Origin of the sequence: Paenibacillus sp. FSL H7-0943 (assembly GCF_037963265.1) — a bacterium.
In the GTDB taxonomy this organism is placed as follows: domain Bacteria; phylum Bacillota; class Bacilli; order Paenibacillales; family Paenibacillaceae; genus Paenibacillus_AQ; species Paenibacillus_AQ odorifer.
Map to the genome: position 1 here is coordinate 5,854,471 of NZ_CP150148.1, position 16,860 is coordinate 5,871,330.

Annotated in this window: 11 protein-coding genes; 2 read left to right on the top strand and 9 right to left on the bottom strand. The window is 46.3% G+C overall.

The window, feature by feature from the left end:
• Positions 1-1,950, top strand: coding sequence for a glycosyltransferase (locus NSQ55_RS25595; protein WP_339169707.1), 1,950 nt, complete (start codon positions 1-3; stop codon positions 1,948-1,950).
• 25 nt (positions 1,951-1,975) lie between these two features.
• Here NSQ55_RS25595 and NSQ55_RS25600 read toward each other — a convergent pair whose 3' ends face one another.
• From NSQ55_RS25600 to NSQ55_RS25635, 8 genes are all read right to left on the bottom strand, one after another.
• Entirely contained in the window at positions 1,976-2,713 is a 738-nt protein-coding gene (locus NSQ55_RS25600) for a glycosyltransferase (protein WP_076193397.1), read from the bottom strand.
• Positions 2,706-3,911: a hypothetical protein gene (locus NSQ55_RS25605; protein ID WP_339169708.1), complete on the bottom strand. Its 1,206-nt coding sequence runs from the start codon at positions 3,909-3,911 to the stop codon at positions 2,706-2,708. The genes NSQ55_RS25600 and NSQ55_RS25605 overlap by 8 nt, the downstream gene beginning before the upstream one ends.
• On the bottom strand, positions 3,908-5,392 hold the full coding sequence (locus tag NSQ55_RS25610) for a hypothetical protein (protein ID WP_076184781.1): 1,485 nt from the start codon (positions 5,390-5,392) through the stop codon (positions 3,908-3,910). Before NSQ55_RS25610 ends, NSQ55_RS25605 begins: the two co-directional genes overlap by 4 nt.
• A gap of 69 nt (positions 5,393-5,461) precedes the next feature.
• A complete protein-coding gene (gene yunB, locus NSQ55_RS25615) occupies positions 5,462-6,541 on the bottom strand; it encodes a sporulation protein YunB (RefSeq protein WP_339169711.1) in 1,080 nt (359 codons plus the stop codon).
• A gap of 154 nt (positions 6,542-6,695) precedes the next feature.
• The gene (locus tag NSQ55_RS25620; protein WP_339169713.1) at positions 6,696-7,307 is read right to left on the bottom strand and encodes a VTT domain-containing protein; all 612 of its coding nucleotides are present in this window, start codon (positions 7,305-7,307) and stop codon (positions 6,696-6,698) included.
• A 287-nt stretch (positions 7,308-7,594) separates the two neighbouring features.
• Complete coding sequence (locus NSQ55_RS25625) at positions 7,595-8,464, bottom strand: glycine betaine ABC transporter substrate-binding protein (protein ID WP_038573223.1); 870 nt, start codon at positions 8,462-8,464, stop codon at positions 7,595-7,597.
• Positions 8,465-8,477: 13 nt separating this feature from the next.
• Positions 8,478-9,311, bottom strand: a complete 834-nt coding sequence (locus NSQ55_RS25630) for a proline/glycine betaine ABC transporter permease (protein WP_076099393.1) — start codon at positions 9,309-9,311, stop codon at positions 8,478-8,480.
• The gene (locus tag NSQ55_RS25635; protein ID WP_339169715.1) at positions 9,311-10,504 is read right to left on the bottom strand and encodes a glycine betaine/L-proline ABC transporter ATP-binding protein; all 1,194 of its coding nucleotides are present in this window, start codon (positions 10,502-10,504) and stop codon (positions 9,311-9,313) included. Before NSQ55_RS25635 ends, NSQ55_RS25630 begins: the two co-directional genes overlap by 1 nt.
• 256 nt (positions 10,505-10,760) lie before the next feature.
• Between NSQ55_RS25635 and NSQ55_RS25640 the strand changes: the two genes are divergently transcribed.
• Entirely contained in the window at positions 10,761-11,318 is a 558-nt protein-coding gene (locus NSQ55_RS25640; RefSeq protein WP_036685364.1) for a transcriptional regulator, read from the top strand.
• Between the two features lie 74 nt (positions 11,319-11,392).
• Here NSQ55_RS25640 and NSQ55_RS25645 read toward each other — a convergent pair whose 3' ends face one another.
• Positions 11,393-16,570, bottom strand: coding sequence for a carbohydrate binding domain-containing protein (locus tag NSQ55_RS25645; RefSeq protein ID WP_339169717.1), 5,178 nt, complete (start codon positions 16,568-16,570; stop codon positions 11,393-11,395).
• Between the last annotated feature and the right edge of the window lie 290 nt (positions 16,571-16,860).

Consider the following 16,860-nt stretch of genomic DNA (forward strand, 5'->3'; position numbering starts at 1 on the left):
ATGACCACACCGGATATCACACTTTGCATGATTATTAAGAACGAGGCAAACCATCTGGAGAAATGCTTATCCTCTGTACGCGGGCTAGTGTCTGAGATTATCATTGCGGATACAGGCTCAGAGGATAACAGTAAAGAAATCGCTCAGAGGTTCGGTGCAAAGATTATCGACATTCCTTGGGAAAATGATTTTTCCAAAGCGCGGAATATAAGCCTAGAGTATGCAACTTCCGCTTGGGTTCTGGTACTGGATGCTGATGAGGCTGTGGATCATTGGAGTGAGGAGCTGCTCCAGCCCTTGCTTGGTGCCGAGTATATTCATGGGTATTGGCTGCCTATTATCCACTATGTCGGTGAAATACCTGAAGCGGATTTTGTTACAGATCATGTCTGTCGATTATTCAAAAATGATAAAAGAATTATTTTTCGTGGAAGTATTCATGAGGAGATTGCCAGCAGCATTTGGGAGCTTCCAGCGGGGGAGATCGCTTATGCAGATTTGCGTATTTTCCACTACGGATATTTAGAAGATGAACTGCTGCGTAAAAATAAATATAACCGCAATTTAGCACTCATCAACAGGGGTCTGCGGCTTCAACCGAACCATCTTTTTCTTCGTTACGCGTTAGGGGCAGAGTATTATCAGCAGGGTCAATATAAAGAAGCGGCAGAGATCCTCCTTCCGCTGCTCACCGATGCTCCAGCCCCTTCCGGTTATGTCTCAGATATTTACCTTAAGACGGCGTACGCCTTACAACTATGTGGCCGAAAGCAGGAAGCCGAGGAAGTTTTTCGTACGGGGAGCGGTCTTTTTCCCGATTTCACTGATTTATTAGAAAGCTATGCCCTCCTGTTACTGGAACAAGGGAAGCTCAGCTCAGCCAAGCATTTCTTGGAGAACGCACTTCAGAGCGGAAATACAGCACATAAATACCCTTCTTCCTCAGGCAGTGGAACGTATCGGACAGAACTACTAGCCGGAAGAGTCTGTGAGAAGTTATACCAATATCCGGATGCGTGGAGACATTACGAGGCTGCCATACAACATAAGCCTGATTATAGCGAGGCGTGGAAAGAACTCATCCCACTAAGCCTTCTATCTGGAGAGAAGGCACAACTACGAGCATTGACCCACAACCATCTGCACTCTTTATCTCCTGATACTTTGAGTTATCTTCTGCCCGCAGCGCTCAATGCCCGCGATCCGGAATGGCAAGCTGAGCTTTCTACAGCCAGCCAGTTACCCTCATCTGTTCAGGCTGCATTGCAGGCGATTCTGGAAATAAACAATCAACCGGAACATCTTCAGACACTCGCACCGCTTGAACAGCTGCTTCATGATCCTTCCCATCTTTCCAACCGATCCTTTGTACTTGGCTACCTGTGGGCTTTCTCTTGCGGTATTGGAGATACAGAGTCTGCCATGCGCTGGCTTGTCTGTCTATTGCCTTACAGACCGGGGATTTTATCGATCCATCATATTTTAGCAGGGAATTATAGCCTTAAAGCTGATCTTTCGGATCTAAGCTATGCAGCACAATTGCTGCTTCAGACTGGTGCTTGGAATAGTTTATTAGCACTTTATCGCCATTCGGAAGGATCTTCCTTACACTGGTCCAGTCTGCCGCAGCCCTTACTCTACGGATTACTTGAAGCCCCCACCTCCATAAAAAAACAATGGTGCTCTATTTATGTCAGCAAGCACCCTCAATATCATACACCTGCGGACTGTACCGAGTGGCAATTATACGCTGCGATAGCCTACTCCTGTGGAGAGATGCCCATCCTTCATGTAGAGGATGAAGCCGCTTTGCGTAGAGTCGGGGGGGCTACCGCAGCCGTGAGCCTCGCTTATTACAAGCTGCAGCTCGCAGCAGAAGTATATCCGCAAGGGATACCATCAGCTCATATCCCTTCTGCGCTGCTTCTGAGATCTGCCAGCCGGACTTAGCCGGTTGGCAGATCAGATGCGGATTTCAAAGCTCCTCTTGCCATTCCACCAGATGGGGCTGCTCATCAAGGATAGATTCGTACTGCTCCAGACTACCCCAGCGCCCCTCTGGATCAAGCTCCAGGTAACGCGAGTATTTTCGCCGAAGCTCCTCAGGGGATATCGCCCAACCATAATGTTTCACACGCAGCTCGGTAAGAAACCCCGGCAATACCGAATAAGAGAGCGGAAGTCTTGGCACATGATGATCCATTTTCGGAAAAAAATAATGAAAGTTCGGCAAATAGCGGACTAGTGTACGGGTATGCTTCGTGTGGATATTCCAATGCTCATCTTCACGGTAATGTGTGGTGCCGCCCCAAAAATCAAATAATCGGAAGGATACCCAGTCATACACATCCTGATCGATGAGTCGCCTCATCTCCCGTTTAGCAGACTCTTCATAGAACTCATCGGCGTCCACAGACAGCAGCCAATCCGGATTCGTAGATACCGCCAGCTCCCACAATGTTTGCCGTAGCTCCCATTCACGGTTAAACAAAGAGCTTTGCAGGGTTACGAGCTTCTTAACTTTGGCAAAAGAGAGACATAACTGAGCCGTATGATCTGTACTTCCATCATCCACGATCACAATATCATCCACGAACTCACTTAATTCCTCCAGCACCTGCTCTAAATACCTTCCGGCTTCGTTCCTAACCTGCATAATAGCGGTCAGACGGTTGCCTGATGTTTTGCGGAGTGGCCCTCTATGACTACTCATCCTCCACTCTCCTTCTCAATCGTCTTACAGCCTCTTCGAGATCTGCCATCTCTGACAAAAGTGGCCATGCCTGATTGTCTTGCCCTCCTGCATTTAAAAAGCTGCGAATGGCCTCGTGCCGCCTGCCATACAGCAAGTGTATGGTGCCTTCCATGGCTTCATCCACATTTTCTTCCTGCTCATGTTGCAGCACTATTGCCTTTTCCCATTGAAAAGTCCGCACATAATTTTGCACCAGCAACGCTTTTGCCTCGGGAGAAGTTAGCGGACTTAAAATTCTTACTGCCGCTGCCTCATCCTCATTCAGGTGGAACAACTCCGCGCGAACCAGTTCATCCTGCCCGGAATGGAGCCAGCCCTCCATCCTTTCTACTGCTTGCTTCTCCTCTGCGGTAAATGCTGTAATCGCAAATTGGCGGACCGCCGTTTCCAGATTCCCTGTCTTGGCTTCTATTGCAGAAAAAAACCGGAAGTGTGAAATAAGGCAATCCAAATATTCATACAGCACCATTAACTCAAAGGATTGCGCCAGATATCGATTCGCTGTGGAGTCCCCAAGCAAATACAAATAAGATGCTGCCAAATAATGTACAACAGGCTGGCTGGGCAGCTTGGCGCACATCGAGGTATAATAATCCGCCCTAAGCTGGAGTTGAATCCTAAACCAGTCCGTAGCAAGGAGGGGCTCCTCCTGCCATAAGTTCTCAATCGCCTTACTCCACAACATCTCATAATCTGTCAGAAAATAAATCCGCTCGCGCTGACATACAACTCCATACGATTCCTGCTGATCCCCGTCGAGATAAATAACATTCTCCCTGCACAAGCTCTGCTCCAAATAGATCCGTTCTGACCGGGTTCCTACTAGATCGGCCTTTGCTCCAAGCAAGCCGCTGTATTTATCCCATAAGACCTTATTTTCTTCTTCCGGACAGCGCTCTAATAAAGCCACTATATATCCCGCTTGCAAAGAAAGAACCTCTGGTAGCCAATAGGGAGAAGAGACCAGAAATGTGTACTCCCTCGCCTTGAGAGTATGAATATCCGCGATCATTACCGGCTTGATCTGGCTGTTAGTCTGCTGCTCAAGAGTCATTCTTCCGGCAAAACAGACCTCTTCCCGCTCGGGCAGAAGATCCAACAGTCTTTTATATTCGTATTCCTCCCAGGAGCCTCTGCTCAGAATTAAATATTTCATGACTGCGCCTCCTTGCCCCTGCTCCTATCTGCCTTCTTCCCCTGCGGTTCGGACAAATCCCCCACATAACCTATAGTTAGTGAAGCTTCAGGGTGAAGCTGCAATTGGTGCGAAGTAGACGCCTTACAGGTAATCACTCCAGGCACATTCCCGCCTTTATGAGCAACTCGCTCTAATGGAAAAACAATTCCCGAAGGGTCCCCCCTAAGCAACCGCCCCACCTCTTCGTCCATATCCGTAGATAAACTAACGATCAGATCCGCGGAACCTTGGGTGATCGCCTTCACTACCCGTTCAACGTAATATTTCTCATACCTGATAGAGTCTGATAAATACACAGTTATCTCACTCTCAAATAATGCAGATGCATTCTTCAAAGCCCGCAGCCAAGCCTCTTGACCACGAACTGCAATCACTACATCCTGTTCATTTACTGGCAAGCCGGAAGCTGTGTTCATCCATCTGTCCTTGATCCAGATCCAGCGAATATTCTTGTAGCTCTGCTGCTCCTGTGTAGCTGCCCATTCCTGCGGAAGATGGTCCCCATTCCCATCCTCTTCACAATAAACAATCGCCGTCACTAATGGCGTTTGCAAGGTTGCCTTACCGAGTGGAATAACAGGTTGTGTTGATTGTAAGAATCCATTCTGCGGTACAAGATGTTCTTCGGCTTCTAAGACATCTTCCAGTGCCCATTTTGTACTATACGCCTGCCAGCCATCCGCAAGTGTTGGTCCGTTCATCCTTCTCTGGCCCCTATCAAGTGAATGTATAGCATGAACATACACAGCATCACTTAGCGCCAGCTTGGCTCCAGACTGCCGCGCTCGAAGACACCAATCGGCAATCATAAGAGACCGCACTTGAAGCGAGGTGTCCAACCCTCCGATACGCTGAAGCAGCTCTTTAGAGAACAGGAGGCAAGAACCCGTTAGTACATCCATCTCTCGCCATTCTCCTTGATGCCGGCCAAGATTGTAGCTTACATGAGCAGCAAACTCATCATAGGTGCCGAAGTGAAGACGTTTCTTCCCTTCCCCTCTTTCGGTTGAAGAGCGAGGGGCCACCACCTTAACTGAAGCGTCATCAAAAGGAACCCACAATAGCTCACTTAGCCAGCCAGGCGATACCATGATCGAATCTTCAAGCAAAACCGCGAAACTGGTTTCGATCTGTGCCAAAGCCTGGTTAGGCATGTACTCCTCCTTTTCATAAGGAAGAAAGAGAATCGACTGCTCCGGTGAGAACTGTTCCGCTAAAGTTTCCATAGGAAAATCAGGAGTCATCGCCACAGCAATAATGCGCACAGACTCTCCAGAATGGAGCAGCAGCAAGGGTAAGCAAGCTGCGGCACATTCCAGGCGGCTTAGCTCAACTACAAGGGTAAGTCCATCTTTACTCGGCAGTGGAAGTAGTCCCGTGCGCTCCAAGAACCCATACCTTCCCGCCAAGCGTTCCACATTCAGAGATTCTTGCGACATTAGGATTCACGCTCCATTTATTAAAGCTGTTCTACCTATAGTCTATGAGCGCTGAAGCGTGATATCCCCTTAATTACCTCCGCCCGCGCCTTTGTCTTCTTCCGTATGATCTGCACCCGTACTCGCGGGATCGGTTGCCGCTGGAGACGAGCTGTTATCTTTCTGACTGTTACTGGTGGTATCCTTGCCCTGATCCACTACTCCACTCTTATCCCCGCCTACAGCTGGAGCAGGAATGGCAATTCCCGGAGCACTGCTGCCGTTCGCCCCCACAGGTTGACCTTGATTATCGTAATAATACATAGGTACATCTCCAACAACCATCAGATAAGACACAGGAATTTCTGTATCCACTACCTGCGGCTCCATATCAAAAGGAATGACGACTGCAACCTCTGTCACAATATGAATGTATACCTCGACCAGAATCATATTGATCCCAGCGTTTTGCTGGCGGGTGCTGAGTTCAACCTTAACCGCACCTTGTGGTTCAATCTTGATAGGAATATCGGGTCCATAAGAAGCAATAAGGGGACTGCCCAGCGCTTGCCCCAGCGGAATATATTCTATTCGATTATGCAATTCCTGCAGCGTAGACTGAATAACCTGTGCCGCTTGCGAAGTAATACGCATATGCTCCGCGTAGTTGAGCATGAACCCTGATATTTTCCCGTTCTTATCCGTCTTCCAATCAATTAGCTCTTCCGCATTCCCTCCATTCGCAACCTGTGAGGTAATCGCCTTATTAATCGATTCCGTAGCGATTTGCTTCACACGTATTTGTGCTAAATGCAGGATGGGCGGTTTCATATGCAGCTCCACATAGCGCAAGGATTGCAGCACCAGCACAAGTATTACTAAGGAGGCTATCAGCCAAAATTTACGTCGGCTTCTTGGCTTATGTGTTCTTCCGCCTGCAACCGTTACCTTACTCTCTGGCCGGCTGGATAATCTAAAGCGGCCTTTGCTACGTTTGGCTTCAAAGCGCGTACGCTGCGGCCTAACCGCTGCCCGGCTGGGTTTTGACTTGAATGCGGAGCTTCTCGCTGAGAATCTCCGATTCGTGTCCCCATTTATTTTTGGCAGCCGAAAATGGCCTAGATCAGGTATTCTCAGCCTTCGGTTTCCCCATTTTTTCAATCTGCCCATTGCAATAGTCCCTCCCGCCTTACGCAGAGGTCAAGCCACCTCCACTTAATTTAAGGTATTCGCTAAGAGGACAAAAAAGAAGAACGTTCCCTCCGGCAAACTGCGCCTGAAGTAACGTTCTTCATCCTTTAGATCATGAACTGGGAAGATGATATTAGTGCATTCTGCTCCGCTTATCCTCCTGCAAATGGTCCCAATGACGCCGAATAAAGATGCCAATGAGAATAGCTATAAACACCGCATACCAGGTAAGATAACCATTCCATTCTTCACGCGGAACAATTAGGGTGGATCCGATCGTACCGAATAACCATATATAAGACAAATTACCAAGTATGGTTCCCCATATAAAAGATGAGGCTTTAATCGGTGAAACAGCAGACATGAAATTGATTACATTATTCGGAATAATCGGGATCGTACGCAATAGCACCAGTGTCCAAATCCCATATCGATCCAAGTAACGTTGCCATTTATCATAGCGCTTCAGTTTGCTTCTCCATTTTCGGTCAAACCAGTTATACAGATATCGCCGAATGAGAAAATACATCAGTATTCCGCCCAGATTGCAGGCCAGCCAACTGATCAGCATGCCTCCAATTACGTTAAAAACAGAGACATGCAGCACGATCAAAATTACGAATGGAAAAAATCCTAATATACTCTGCAAAAGTGCGAGCGGGATGGTCACGAATAAAATAGATGGCCCGCTAAGGCCCAGCGTTTGCAGCAGCCAATCAATCCAGGTATTTATGGTCTCTGTCATGAAGCAGTCTCCTCTCTTGACTCCTTGCAGCAGCTGCCTCCTGATTTACTTTGACAAAGCATAAGTCTAAGTGTGTAAACTAGGTATCCATTCTTATTGAAATATAAGCAGGGTACACTAAGAGCTTGTAATACTTTGCTTATATTCCCAAGAAAAACACCCCTTACGGGGTGTTTTATTGAATGAGCTTGCTTATGAAGTGTAATGTGTAAAGAACAGTAGTTAGCGTACAAGTTACATTTTTGTTTCCATTTATTCTTCACATCATAACACAGTTTTTAATCTACTTACAATTCTATACCTGCAACCCAAGCATTCACTTTATCCGGATTGCTTTCCACCCAAGTTTTAGCGGCTTCTTCTGGGGACTTCCCACCCTGAACCTCGATCATTACTTTGGCCATATCTTCTGCTGTCCATTCGAATTGATCCAGGAATTTGTAGACATTGGGCATGTCATCTTTCAGACCTTGGCGAACCATCGTGTGGATCTGTTCATCCGCACCGTAAACCCCTTTTGGATCTTCCAGATATTTCAGATCCATATTGGCGAACATCCAGTGCGGTGTCCAGCCTGTAACAACGATTGGCTCGTTGTTGTCATAAGCCTTTTGCAGTTCCTGAGCCATCGCTGCGGATGAGCTTTCAAGAAGTGTGTAATCGCTAAGATCATATTCCGCGATAGCCTTTTCTGTGGTTGTCATAATGCCGGCACCTGGCTCAATGCCGATAATGCGATTGTTCAGCTTTGCTGCCATATCACTGTTCTTCAAGTCTTCAATAGAGTTAATATCCATATAGGCCGGAACAGCCAAGCCAACCTTAGTCCCGTTTAGATTTGCACCCAAATCTTCAATTTTTGCACCGTACTTCTCTAAATAAGCCGCATGGGTGCTTGGCAGCCAAGCTGCAACCATTCCATCCGCACTACCGTCTGCAACCCCAGCCCACATTGGACCAGCATCTACCTGCAGCATTTCAACGGTAGCTCCAAGCTTAGTTTCAAGTACTTCCTTTACTACATAAGTACTCGCAATTTCCGAATCCCATGCTACATATGCTAATTTTACCTTCTCTTTACTTGATGAAGAACATCCAGCAATAACAGCAATCATCATAATAACTAACAGGAATACCCCTATATTTTTCTTCTTCATTTATTTAAAACTCCTATCTTTGTTTTGGTTTTAGTGCGTTCTGTGTCAAACGGTCCAGCAGAATGGCGATAATAACGATCGCAATCCCTGCTTCGAATCCGTCTCCTGTCTTAGCCTGTGATACCGCACGGTATACATAGGCACCCACGCCCTGTGCACCAATCATCGATGAGATAACAACCATTGACAGTGACAACATAATGGTCTGGTTCACACCTGCCATAATTGTTGGTAAAGCGATTGGAAGCTGCAATTTAACCAATTTCTGAGTAGGTGTCGATCCGAAAGCATCTGCTGCCTCCACCAGTTCCTCCGAAACCTGACGAATTCCGAGATTGGTCAAGCGAATCGTTGGCGGAATTGCAAAAATAATCGAAGCAATAACCCCTGGAACTACGCCCAGTGAGAAAAAGGATACCGCTGGCAATAAATATACAAAAGCCGGCATCGTCTGCATAAAGTCCAAAATAGGCGTAACTATATTTCTAACGGTATTTCTCTGCGCACATAAAATACCAATCGGCACACCAATTACTACAGCCAATATCGAGGCGGTTAGAACAAGGGCCAAGGACTGCATAGAAGGTCCCCATAATCCAAGATTATCAATCAGAAGCAGCCCAATGACCGCAAATAGTGCCATGCGCCATTTACCGATCCAATAAGACAAAGCTGCAATAAGCACGATAAGTACTAATGCTGGCAGGAAGGTAAGTGCATTTTCAATGCCAGCCACCATACCACCGATAATCGAATGGATGAAGTCAAACAGGGGCCCACAATAAGTCGTCAGCCAATTTTCCAACCACTCGAGTGCCTTTCCCAAAGGCAGTTTAGGAATGTCCATTATAATCCTCCTTCCGGTACCGCGTTGCCGGCGAGTGCGGAAAGAACGGCTCCTTTAATCACAATACCCTTCAATTTATCCGCTTCATCTACGACGGCTACAGGCAAATGTGTCTCAGATATTAATTCAAAGAAATCATTGAGTAGCGTTTCCGGTTGTACACGTGGGATTTCTCTCCGCGTTACTTCCAGAATAGATTTATTATCATTCAGTGCCTTAAGGGCATCCTCAGCTGTAATAACACCCAGAAGCTTATTTTCCTTGTCCACTACATACAGACTGAATATACCACTGTCACGCATTAATTGAAGCGCTACCCGAGGCCCGCGTTCAGGTCTGACTGTTTCCGGCTGACGCATTACATGAGCTGCAGTCAACACCTTGGACAAGTCCACATCCTCCACGAATCGCTCTACATATTTATTGGCAGGTTGGATGAGGATTTCTTCCGGTGTACCAATTTGCACAATGACTCCGTCCTTCATCAGTGCGATCCGATCTCCAATCCGCAAAGCTTCGTCTAGATCATGAGTGATAAACACGATGGTCTTCTTCACTCTGGTCTGTAATTCCAGCAGCTCTTGCTGCATGTCTTTACGAATAAGCGGATCCAGTGCACTAAATGCCTCATCCATAAGCAGGATATCCGGGTCGTTAGCAAGGCCCCGTGCCAGTCCAACACGCTGCTGCATCCCTCCACTGAGTTGATCAGGACGATGATTCTCCCAACCTTTCAGACCTACCAGATGCAAGGCTTCTGTTGCCAGTTCAGTTCTTTTCTTTTTATCTACGCCCTGAACTTCAAGCCCGTATGCTGCATTCTCCAGTACGCTTCGATGTGGAAATAATGCGAACTTCTGAAACACCATGCCGATGTTCTTCCGTCTGAATTGGCGCAGCTGCTCCGGATTCATTTTCACAACATCTTTCCCTTTAAAAAGAACTTGCCCCCCTGTAGGCTCAATCAAGCGGTTCAACAAACGAACCAGCGTCGACTTACCGCTGCCGGACAAACCCATAATGACGAATATTTCTCCTTCTTCAATGCTGAATTCGGCTTTGTTGACTCCGACTGTCAACTTCAATTCCTGAGCAATTTTTTCCTTCGACATCCCTTGCTCTAATAAAGGAATCGCGCGTCCCGCATCATGACCGAATACTTTGGTTAGTTGTTTCACCTCTATAATAGCCATGCCGTCCTCCTTCTCCCGAAATGTTATCCGGGTTTAGTTCACTTATAGTAGTTTACCGGACTATTGAAAATTCATGCAAACACCATATACGGATAAAATTTAGTGTACAGTTTTAACTTTATGAACTTTATGTATGGAATACTCTGTTTTACGCCAAATTCCTTTCTTCATGAATTCTTTACTTATGGAGGGGGATTTGATTACAATACATTGTATAAGGTTGCAGTCTATCGACCTATTCCTCAGGAGGGACATCATGAACGATTTAGAAGGGCTTACGCCCGAACAAATAGAGAAGATTAGTAAAGCCCGTGAACGTGTGATCGATTCTATCGGCAAAAACATGGATCTGTATGGCATTACCTTGTCTATTGGACATTTATACGGTTATATGTACTTCAATCAAGGTCCAGTGACACTGGATGAACTCAGTAAAACAATGGGAATGAGTAAAACGTCCATGAGTACGGGAGTCCGTACCCTTCTAGATCTGAAAATGATCGACAAAGTATGGGGGAGAGGGACGCGCAAAGACTTGTTCACCACTGTGCCTGACTGGCATCAGAACTTCAGTGATTACTTCTCTATTAAATGGAGAAAAGCCGTTGAAGGTAATATGATCTCACTAGCGAAATCACTTGCAGAAATTAACGATATGAAAAAAGAGTATAGTGACGATAGTAAACTTATGCAGCTCTTAAATACAGATGAAGAAAAAATAACTGAATCCATTAACTACTACCGCTGGTTGCTGAAACTAATAGAATCTTTTGAGAGTGGCAAAATTTTTGAATTTATCCCTAAAGAAACTTAAGTCAAACCCACAAAAAACACACAAAAAAACGACAGTGCTCCTGTAAAAAGGAAAACACTGCCGTTTTTTCTCGTTTACCCTTCGATCAAGCTTACATCATCTAAATAAATTGTACTGCCCGCGCTAATTTCACTATTCGTCTCCGTACTATTCCCATCTATAAGCCCTAGCAAAAACACCAGATGAACACCAGCGTCTGTTGCCCCATTCATGGTAAAAGTGTAGCTGTATTCGTCCATATTCTGGGTCAAGGCTACAAGCTCAGCTTCCATATATTTGGTGTAGTCCCCGCCCTTATGCTCCACAGCTACCTGAATATTGCGGTTTACTGTAGAACGAGCTTTAAACTTCAAGGTGTACGTCTTTCCCTGAACGAGCTTGAGATTTTCGTAATCCACCTGTGCGCTATAAGGGGCTTGCCCGGTACCTGTTAAGTTGATAGCAAATTCCCCCTCTTGAACAGAAGCAGTTCCGATTCCGTCAAAATACTGGCTCCAGCCCGTTGCATCTACATCGAAGGTTCCATTATCCAGGGTACCGCTTGGCGGTGTTACTGGTGGACCCCCTTGTACCTCCCTGACCACAATATCGTCAAAAGAAATCGTATGCGGTGTACTGTTAGCCGCAGGATCAGCGCCCAGCGTTTTGCCGATCAGATAATTAAGCTTCAGCGGGTTGCTGTTCGACACCGTAAATTGTGCTGTATAAGTAGCCCAATCCGCATGAATATCAAACTTAGCTTGCGCGGAAGCAGCTGAAGTATTGGAGTATTCTAACACAATTTGGCGCGGAACCGTTGATTTTGCTTTGAAGCTCACCTCATATGTTTTTCCGCCCTCCAGTGGAATACCCTCTTGGAAAAATTGTGTATGCCACGCTTCCCATCCGGCCGACGTAATCAGGATTTCAGCTACGCCATCCTTCACATTAAACGCGGAGACGCCACCTTCTCCGGACCATGTAGTCCAGCCCGTCTTATCGCTGCCAAACGAACCATTGATGACTAGATTGTTATCATTAGCTAGAATAGTCTGCGCGACAGTTGCAGTAACATAATGTTCAGCCTCAACAGTAATGGTATAACTTCCTTCTGCCGGAAATACTGCTGCTTCAATTGTGATTTTTCCCGGTTCAATAGTGTACTGCTCTGCATTAAGTGTTGTACCGTTAACCTTTACCGCCATGATTTGATTCCGCCAATTTGCATTGTCGATAAAAGTAAGCTCAATCGGCTGCGAAACTCTGTTATTACTGCTGTCGCTCAGCAGCTCCTGCGGTTTGGCCGGTGCATTTTTGATCTCAAATTTCACATTGTCAATGATAATATCATGGTTTTGAGGAATACTAATCCCCTCAACCTTCCCAAGCAGGAATTTAAGAGACAATGTATCCTTGCTGCCTTGCCGGAATTCGAATCTGTAATGATTCGTCTCCGGCGTTACCTCCAGAATATTGCTGAACGAGGCCTGATACGTACCATTTTCTACGTTCACCCCGATTTTGCGGATTACGGTTGAACTGGCATCAAATTCAACCACATAATCCATTCCAGCAGCAGCTTTCAAGTTGTTCTGAAACAACATTACAGAATAAGCCTGACTGCCAGTATTCGTAATGCTAAATTTCGCTGCTCCATCTACAACCGTAGCGCTGCTCTGACCACCCTGCTCTGTCAACAGGCGGTCCCAGGCGCTAAACCCAAAGTTAAATTCACCATTCAGGAGCGGGTAATATATTAGCGATGGATCAAAATAGAAGCTAGTACGTATCATCTGGAAGTTATCCAGAACGACTGTATCCGCTGCCCCGTTTAACAATAATACGAATTGTCCTTCATGATCGGTTGCACCTGCAAGATTGATAAAGTTGGCTTTAATTTTTTGCTCACCTTCGCTTAAGTTAACCGTTTGTTCTGCCTGTACACTGCCGTCTTTTCCTAGTAGTTGGACCGTTCCTGTGCGTGCAGAGGATACTGAAGCATTGAAGGTAACCTCGTAGTCCTGCCCTTGAATGAGCTGAATTCCCTTCTGAAGTAACCGAACCTCACCATTTTCACTGCCGCCAATCTGTAGCTTTAACTGGCCATTGTCATTAACGCTTGATTCTACCGTGGCACCACCAGCTGCTTCCGTATGCCAATAACTCATCCGATTGGGTTCCCCAATATCGAAAGTACCATTGTACAGATGATTACCGTTGGCCAGCGGTTCCTTCACACTATCATGCGGGAATTGAATATTCTCAATCTCTTCTAATCTGACATTACCAAACCATACCGGTGAAGTATTGGTACCCACGTTGAACTCGACGCGTGCAGCAATATCTGAGTTCTCCTTCATTTGAAACATCGTTTCGTAATGCGTCATCGCTGAAGTTAGATCTACCTTAAACGATGGAGAATACGCTGCAAATCCACGAGATTCTCCACCTGTTAACCGAACGCTCATACTGCGGGACATATCAGTTTTGGCATCGAAGCTGAGTTTATAGAACCTGCCTTTAGCTATAGATACGATAGCTTGGGGTTGAATCGAATAAAAATTCCCGCCGCCACTGCTGATATCTACCTTCACATAATTGCGCTCCCCAATAGGAACAGTAGAAACCGTAGCTTCAGCCCCTGCTTCTTTATAAAGTGCCCAATGTGCGGTATTTGGGATTCCCATACCGTCATCCCCCGGCACCTGCTCCGAATAATTGTTGTTATAGACCATGTTGCCGTCTGCCAGTGCAAGCTTGGAGCCTTCTGGATAGGCTTCCTTCTCCAGTGTAACTGGAATAGGCTCGCGGTACTCACGACCTGTCAGCTCGTAGACTCTAACGTAATCAATCTCCATCGATTTTGGAAATACGGTTTCGCTAGTCGGATCACCATCAAAGTTACCGCCTACGGCCAGATTCATCAGCAAATGGAACTTCTGATTAAACGGCGCTGGATACACATTATTGGCAGGCTGCCCATTGCTGATGCTGTACCAGTCATTTTTGGTCGAATATAATTCACCATCCACATACCAGCGAATTTCGCCCGGCTCCCACTCAATAGAGTACGTATGGAACTGCTCAATCGTAGCGTTATCCGGAAATACATACTCTTTGCCGGAGTATACATTGTTCGGCGCCATACCGCCGTAATGAATCGTCCCCGCTACCGTGTCTGGACGACTGCCCCAGCCTTCCATAATATCAAGCTCACCGGAAGCAGCCCAAGTCCCGTACACATCGTTCTCCGGCAGCATCCAGATCGCCGGCCAGTACCCTTTTCCAGTAGGTGCTTTGGCCCGAATTTCAAATTTCCCATATTTCTTACTAAACAACCCTTTAGTCTTAATCCGTGTAGAAGTATATTGTTTGCCAGCTTTTTCTTCTTTGTGGGCCGTAATGATCAGGTTACCGTCCTGTTCCTTTACATTCTTCTCATCGTTGGTATACCACTGCTTCTCATTGTTTCCCCAACCTGGATTGTTGTATTGCGAACCATCTCCAAGGTCATAGGTCCACTTTGTTGCATCAATCTCTCCATCATCAAACTCATCCCCCCACACCAGTGTCCACGGATCAGTGGTTGGTGTTGGCGTGGCTGTGGGTGTTGGCGTTGGTGTTGGTGTTGGTGTTGGTGTTGGTGTTGGTGTTGGTGTTGGTGTTGGTGTTGGTGTTGGTGTTGGCGTTGGCGTTGGTGTTGGTGTCGGTGTTGGTGTTGGTGTCGGTGTGGCTGTTGGTGTCGGTGTGGCTGTTGGTGTCGGTGTGGCTGTTGGTGTTGGTGTTGGTGTTGGTGTTGGTGTTGGTGTTTCGATTGGCGTAGCAGTTGCCGTAGGTGTCGCCGTTGCTTCAGGTGTGGAGTTTGGTGTCGATATTGGACCTACATTCCCCGAACTGCTTGGCGCTGAGCTTGCTATTGGCAATGTTGTTTTGCCAGTGTTTCCTTTTTTTAATGCTACACCGCCAATCGTTACTCCATCGGCTTTGTTATCTATTGTGGTTACGCTTCCGCTGCCTTGAATTGTTGTACCTCCAGCGCTCGCAGATAGGATTAGTGCCGCCACTTGTGAATTGTTCTCCAATGTTAATTGGGCCGGACTTCCCAGAATAAGGCTGCCGACAGTTCCAAGGATTCTTAACAAAGAACCGCTGACTGCTGAGTCTGCCGAACGAACCGCTGCAAATGTTCCGCGAAGCGAAATATTGTGAGGAACGACATCCATCTCAACATCCCCAAACCCTGCCCCGGTAAGATCGCTGCTTTCTTCCAAGATTGCCCCAGATAGCAGATGCACAGTACCCACAGCTGTTGACCCGCTGGCATAAACCCGAACCTTACCATTAGGCTTGGCTACTTGAAGCAGTCCAAGAGAAGTATGGTGTAAGCCGATACTTTGCTCGCCGCCTCCCCGTACAAAAGTAGTCCCTGTTACCTTTACACCTTCAAGCTTTGCATTCCCTTCAGCTATCCCCTCGGTTAGATAAAGATTACCTTGGATGACCGTGTCTTTAAGAATCACGTCAGCCCGATTAATGACTACATTGCCCTTTACTGTTCCTAGTGAAGTCTCTCCTGATTTCAGGAGGAGTCCCGAAACCATTCGATCAGCCAACTGAGCTAACTCTGCACGGGTGATCCCACCATCTGGCTTAAACAAACCTCCAGGATATCCTTTTACAAAACCTGCACTCGATAGAACAGCTATTGCTTTTGCGGTTTCATCGCTGACTCCGTTCAGATCGGTGAATGCTGCTGTACTGCTTTTGTCTGCATTGAAACGAAACACTTTCTCCAATGCTAACGCCGCCTCAGCGCGCGAAAGTGCTTTTGAAGGATAAATATTGTTCTTCTGATCACTGCTTAAATATCCAGCTGCAATCCCTTTGGCTATATCATTTTTATACCAGTCTGTAGCCTGGACATCAGCGGGAACCTTATCCGATTGCTCCTGATAATTAAATATACGATTCATAATAGCTGCGAATTCTGCCTTCGTGACTTCCTTACCCGGACGAAACGACCCGTCGTCATATCCGCTTATGATCCCATTTGCGCTCCAACGCTGTAATGGGCCTGCGGCCCAATGACTTGGAAATACATCGGTAAACGCTTTCAATCCATTGATTGGTTCATTTTCCACTTTCGTTGCCGCTGAATCAGGTGAGTTTTCCTTTAACGCCTCTGCCGCTGAAGCATTCATGCTCCCAACCGGTGATAGCAGCCCGGTGACAAGGAGCATAGCAGCAAGTGCTGCTGTGAAATTCCTTTTCATCCTAAACATCACTCCTCGAATTTCGTAATATTCGTAATTCAAGCGAAAAATCGAAATCGGTTTCGACAATGCTATTGTTGCTTAGTTTTCTATTTTTGTAAAGATGTAATTTTGAATTTTTTTACATAGATTATTTTGGAATAAATCTGCATAGTGAAATATATATTTGACTTGTTTCGGCAATAATAATAGACTGAAAATAATTGAATTTTCATTCACCCTATTCATAATAACTCGCAAATAACCGCTCTAGAACAGTCTTTTTCTCAAATTTCAACTATTTAGCGGAG

Coding starts and splice junctions, on each gene's coding strand:
- NSQ55_RS25595 (WP_339169707.1), top strand. CDS start 1: ATGACCACACCGGATATCACACTTTGCATGATTATTAAGAACGAGGCA.
- NSQ55_RS25600 (WP_076193397.1), bottom strand. CDS start 2,713: ATGAGTAGTCATAGAGGGCCACTCCGCAAAACATCAGGCAACCGTCTG.
- NSQ55_RS25605 (WP_339169708.1), bottom strand. CDS start 3,911: ATGAAATATTTAATTCTGAGCAGAGGCTCCTGGGAGGAATACGAATAT.
- NSQ55_RS25610 (WP_076184781.1), bottom strand. CDS start 5,392: ATGTCGCAAGAATCTCTGAATGTGGAACGCTTGGCGGGAAGGTATGGG.
- yunB (WP_339169711.1), bottom strand. CDS start 6,541: ATGGGCAGATTGAAAAAATGGGGAAACCGAAGGCTGAGAATACCTGAT.
- NSQ55_RS25620 (WP_339169713.1), bottom strand. CDS start 7,307: ATGACAGAGACCATAAATACCTGGATTGATTGGCTGCTGCAAACGCTG.
- NSQ55_RS25625 (WP_038573223.1), bottom strand. CDS start 8,464: ATGAAGAAGAAAAATATAGGGGTATTCCTGTTAGTTATTATGATGATT.
- NSQ55_RS25630 (WP_076099393.1), bottom strand. CDS start 9,311: ATGGACATTCCTAAACTGCCTTTGGGAAAGGCACTCGAGTGGTTGGAA.
- NSQ55_RS25635 (WP_339169715.1), bottom strand. CDS start 10,504: ATGGCTATTATAGAGGTGAAACAACTAACCAAAGTATTCGGTCATGAT.
- NSQ55_RS25640 (WP_036685364.1), top strand. CDS start 10,761: ATGAACGATTTAGAAGGGCTTACGCCCGAACAAATAGAGAAGATTAGT.
- NSQ55_RS25645 (WP_339169717.1), bottom strand. CDS start 16,570: ATGAAAAGGAATTTCACAGCAGCACTTGCTGCTATGCTCCTTGTCACC.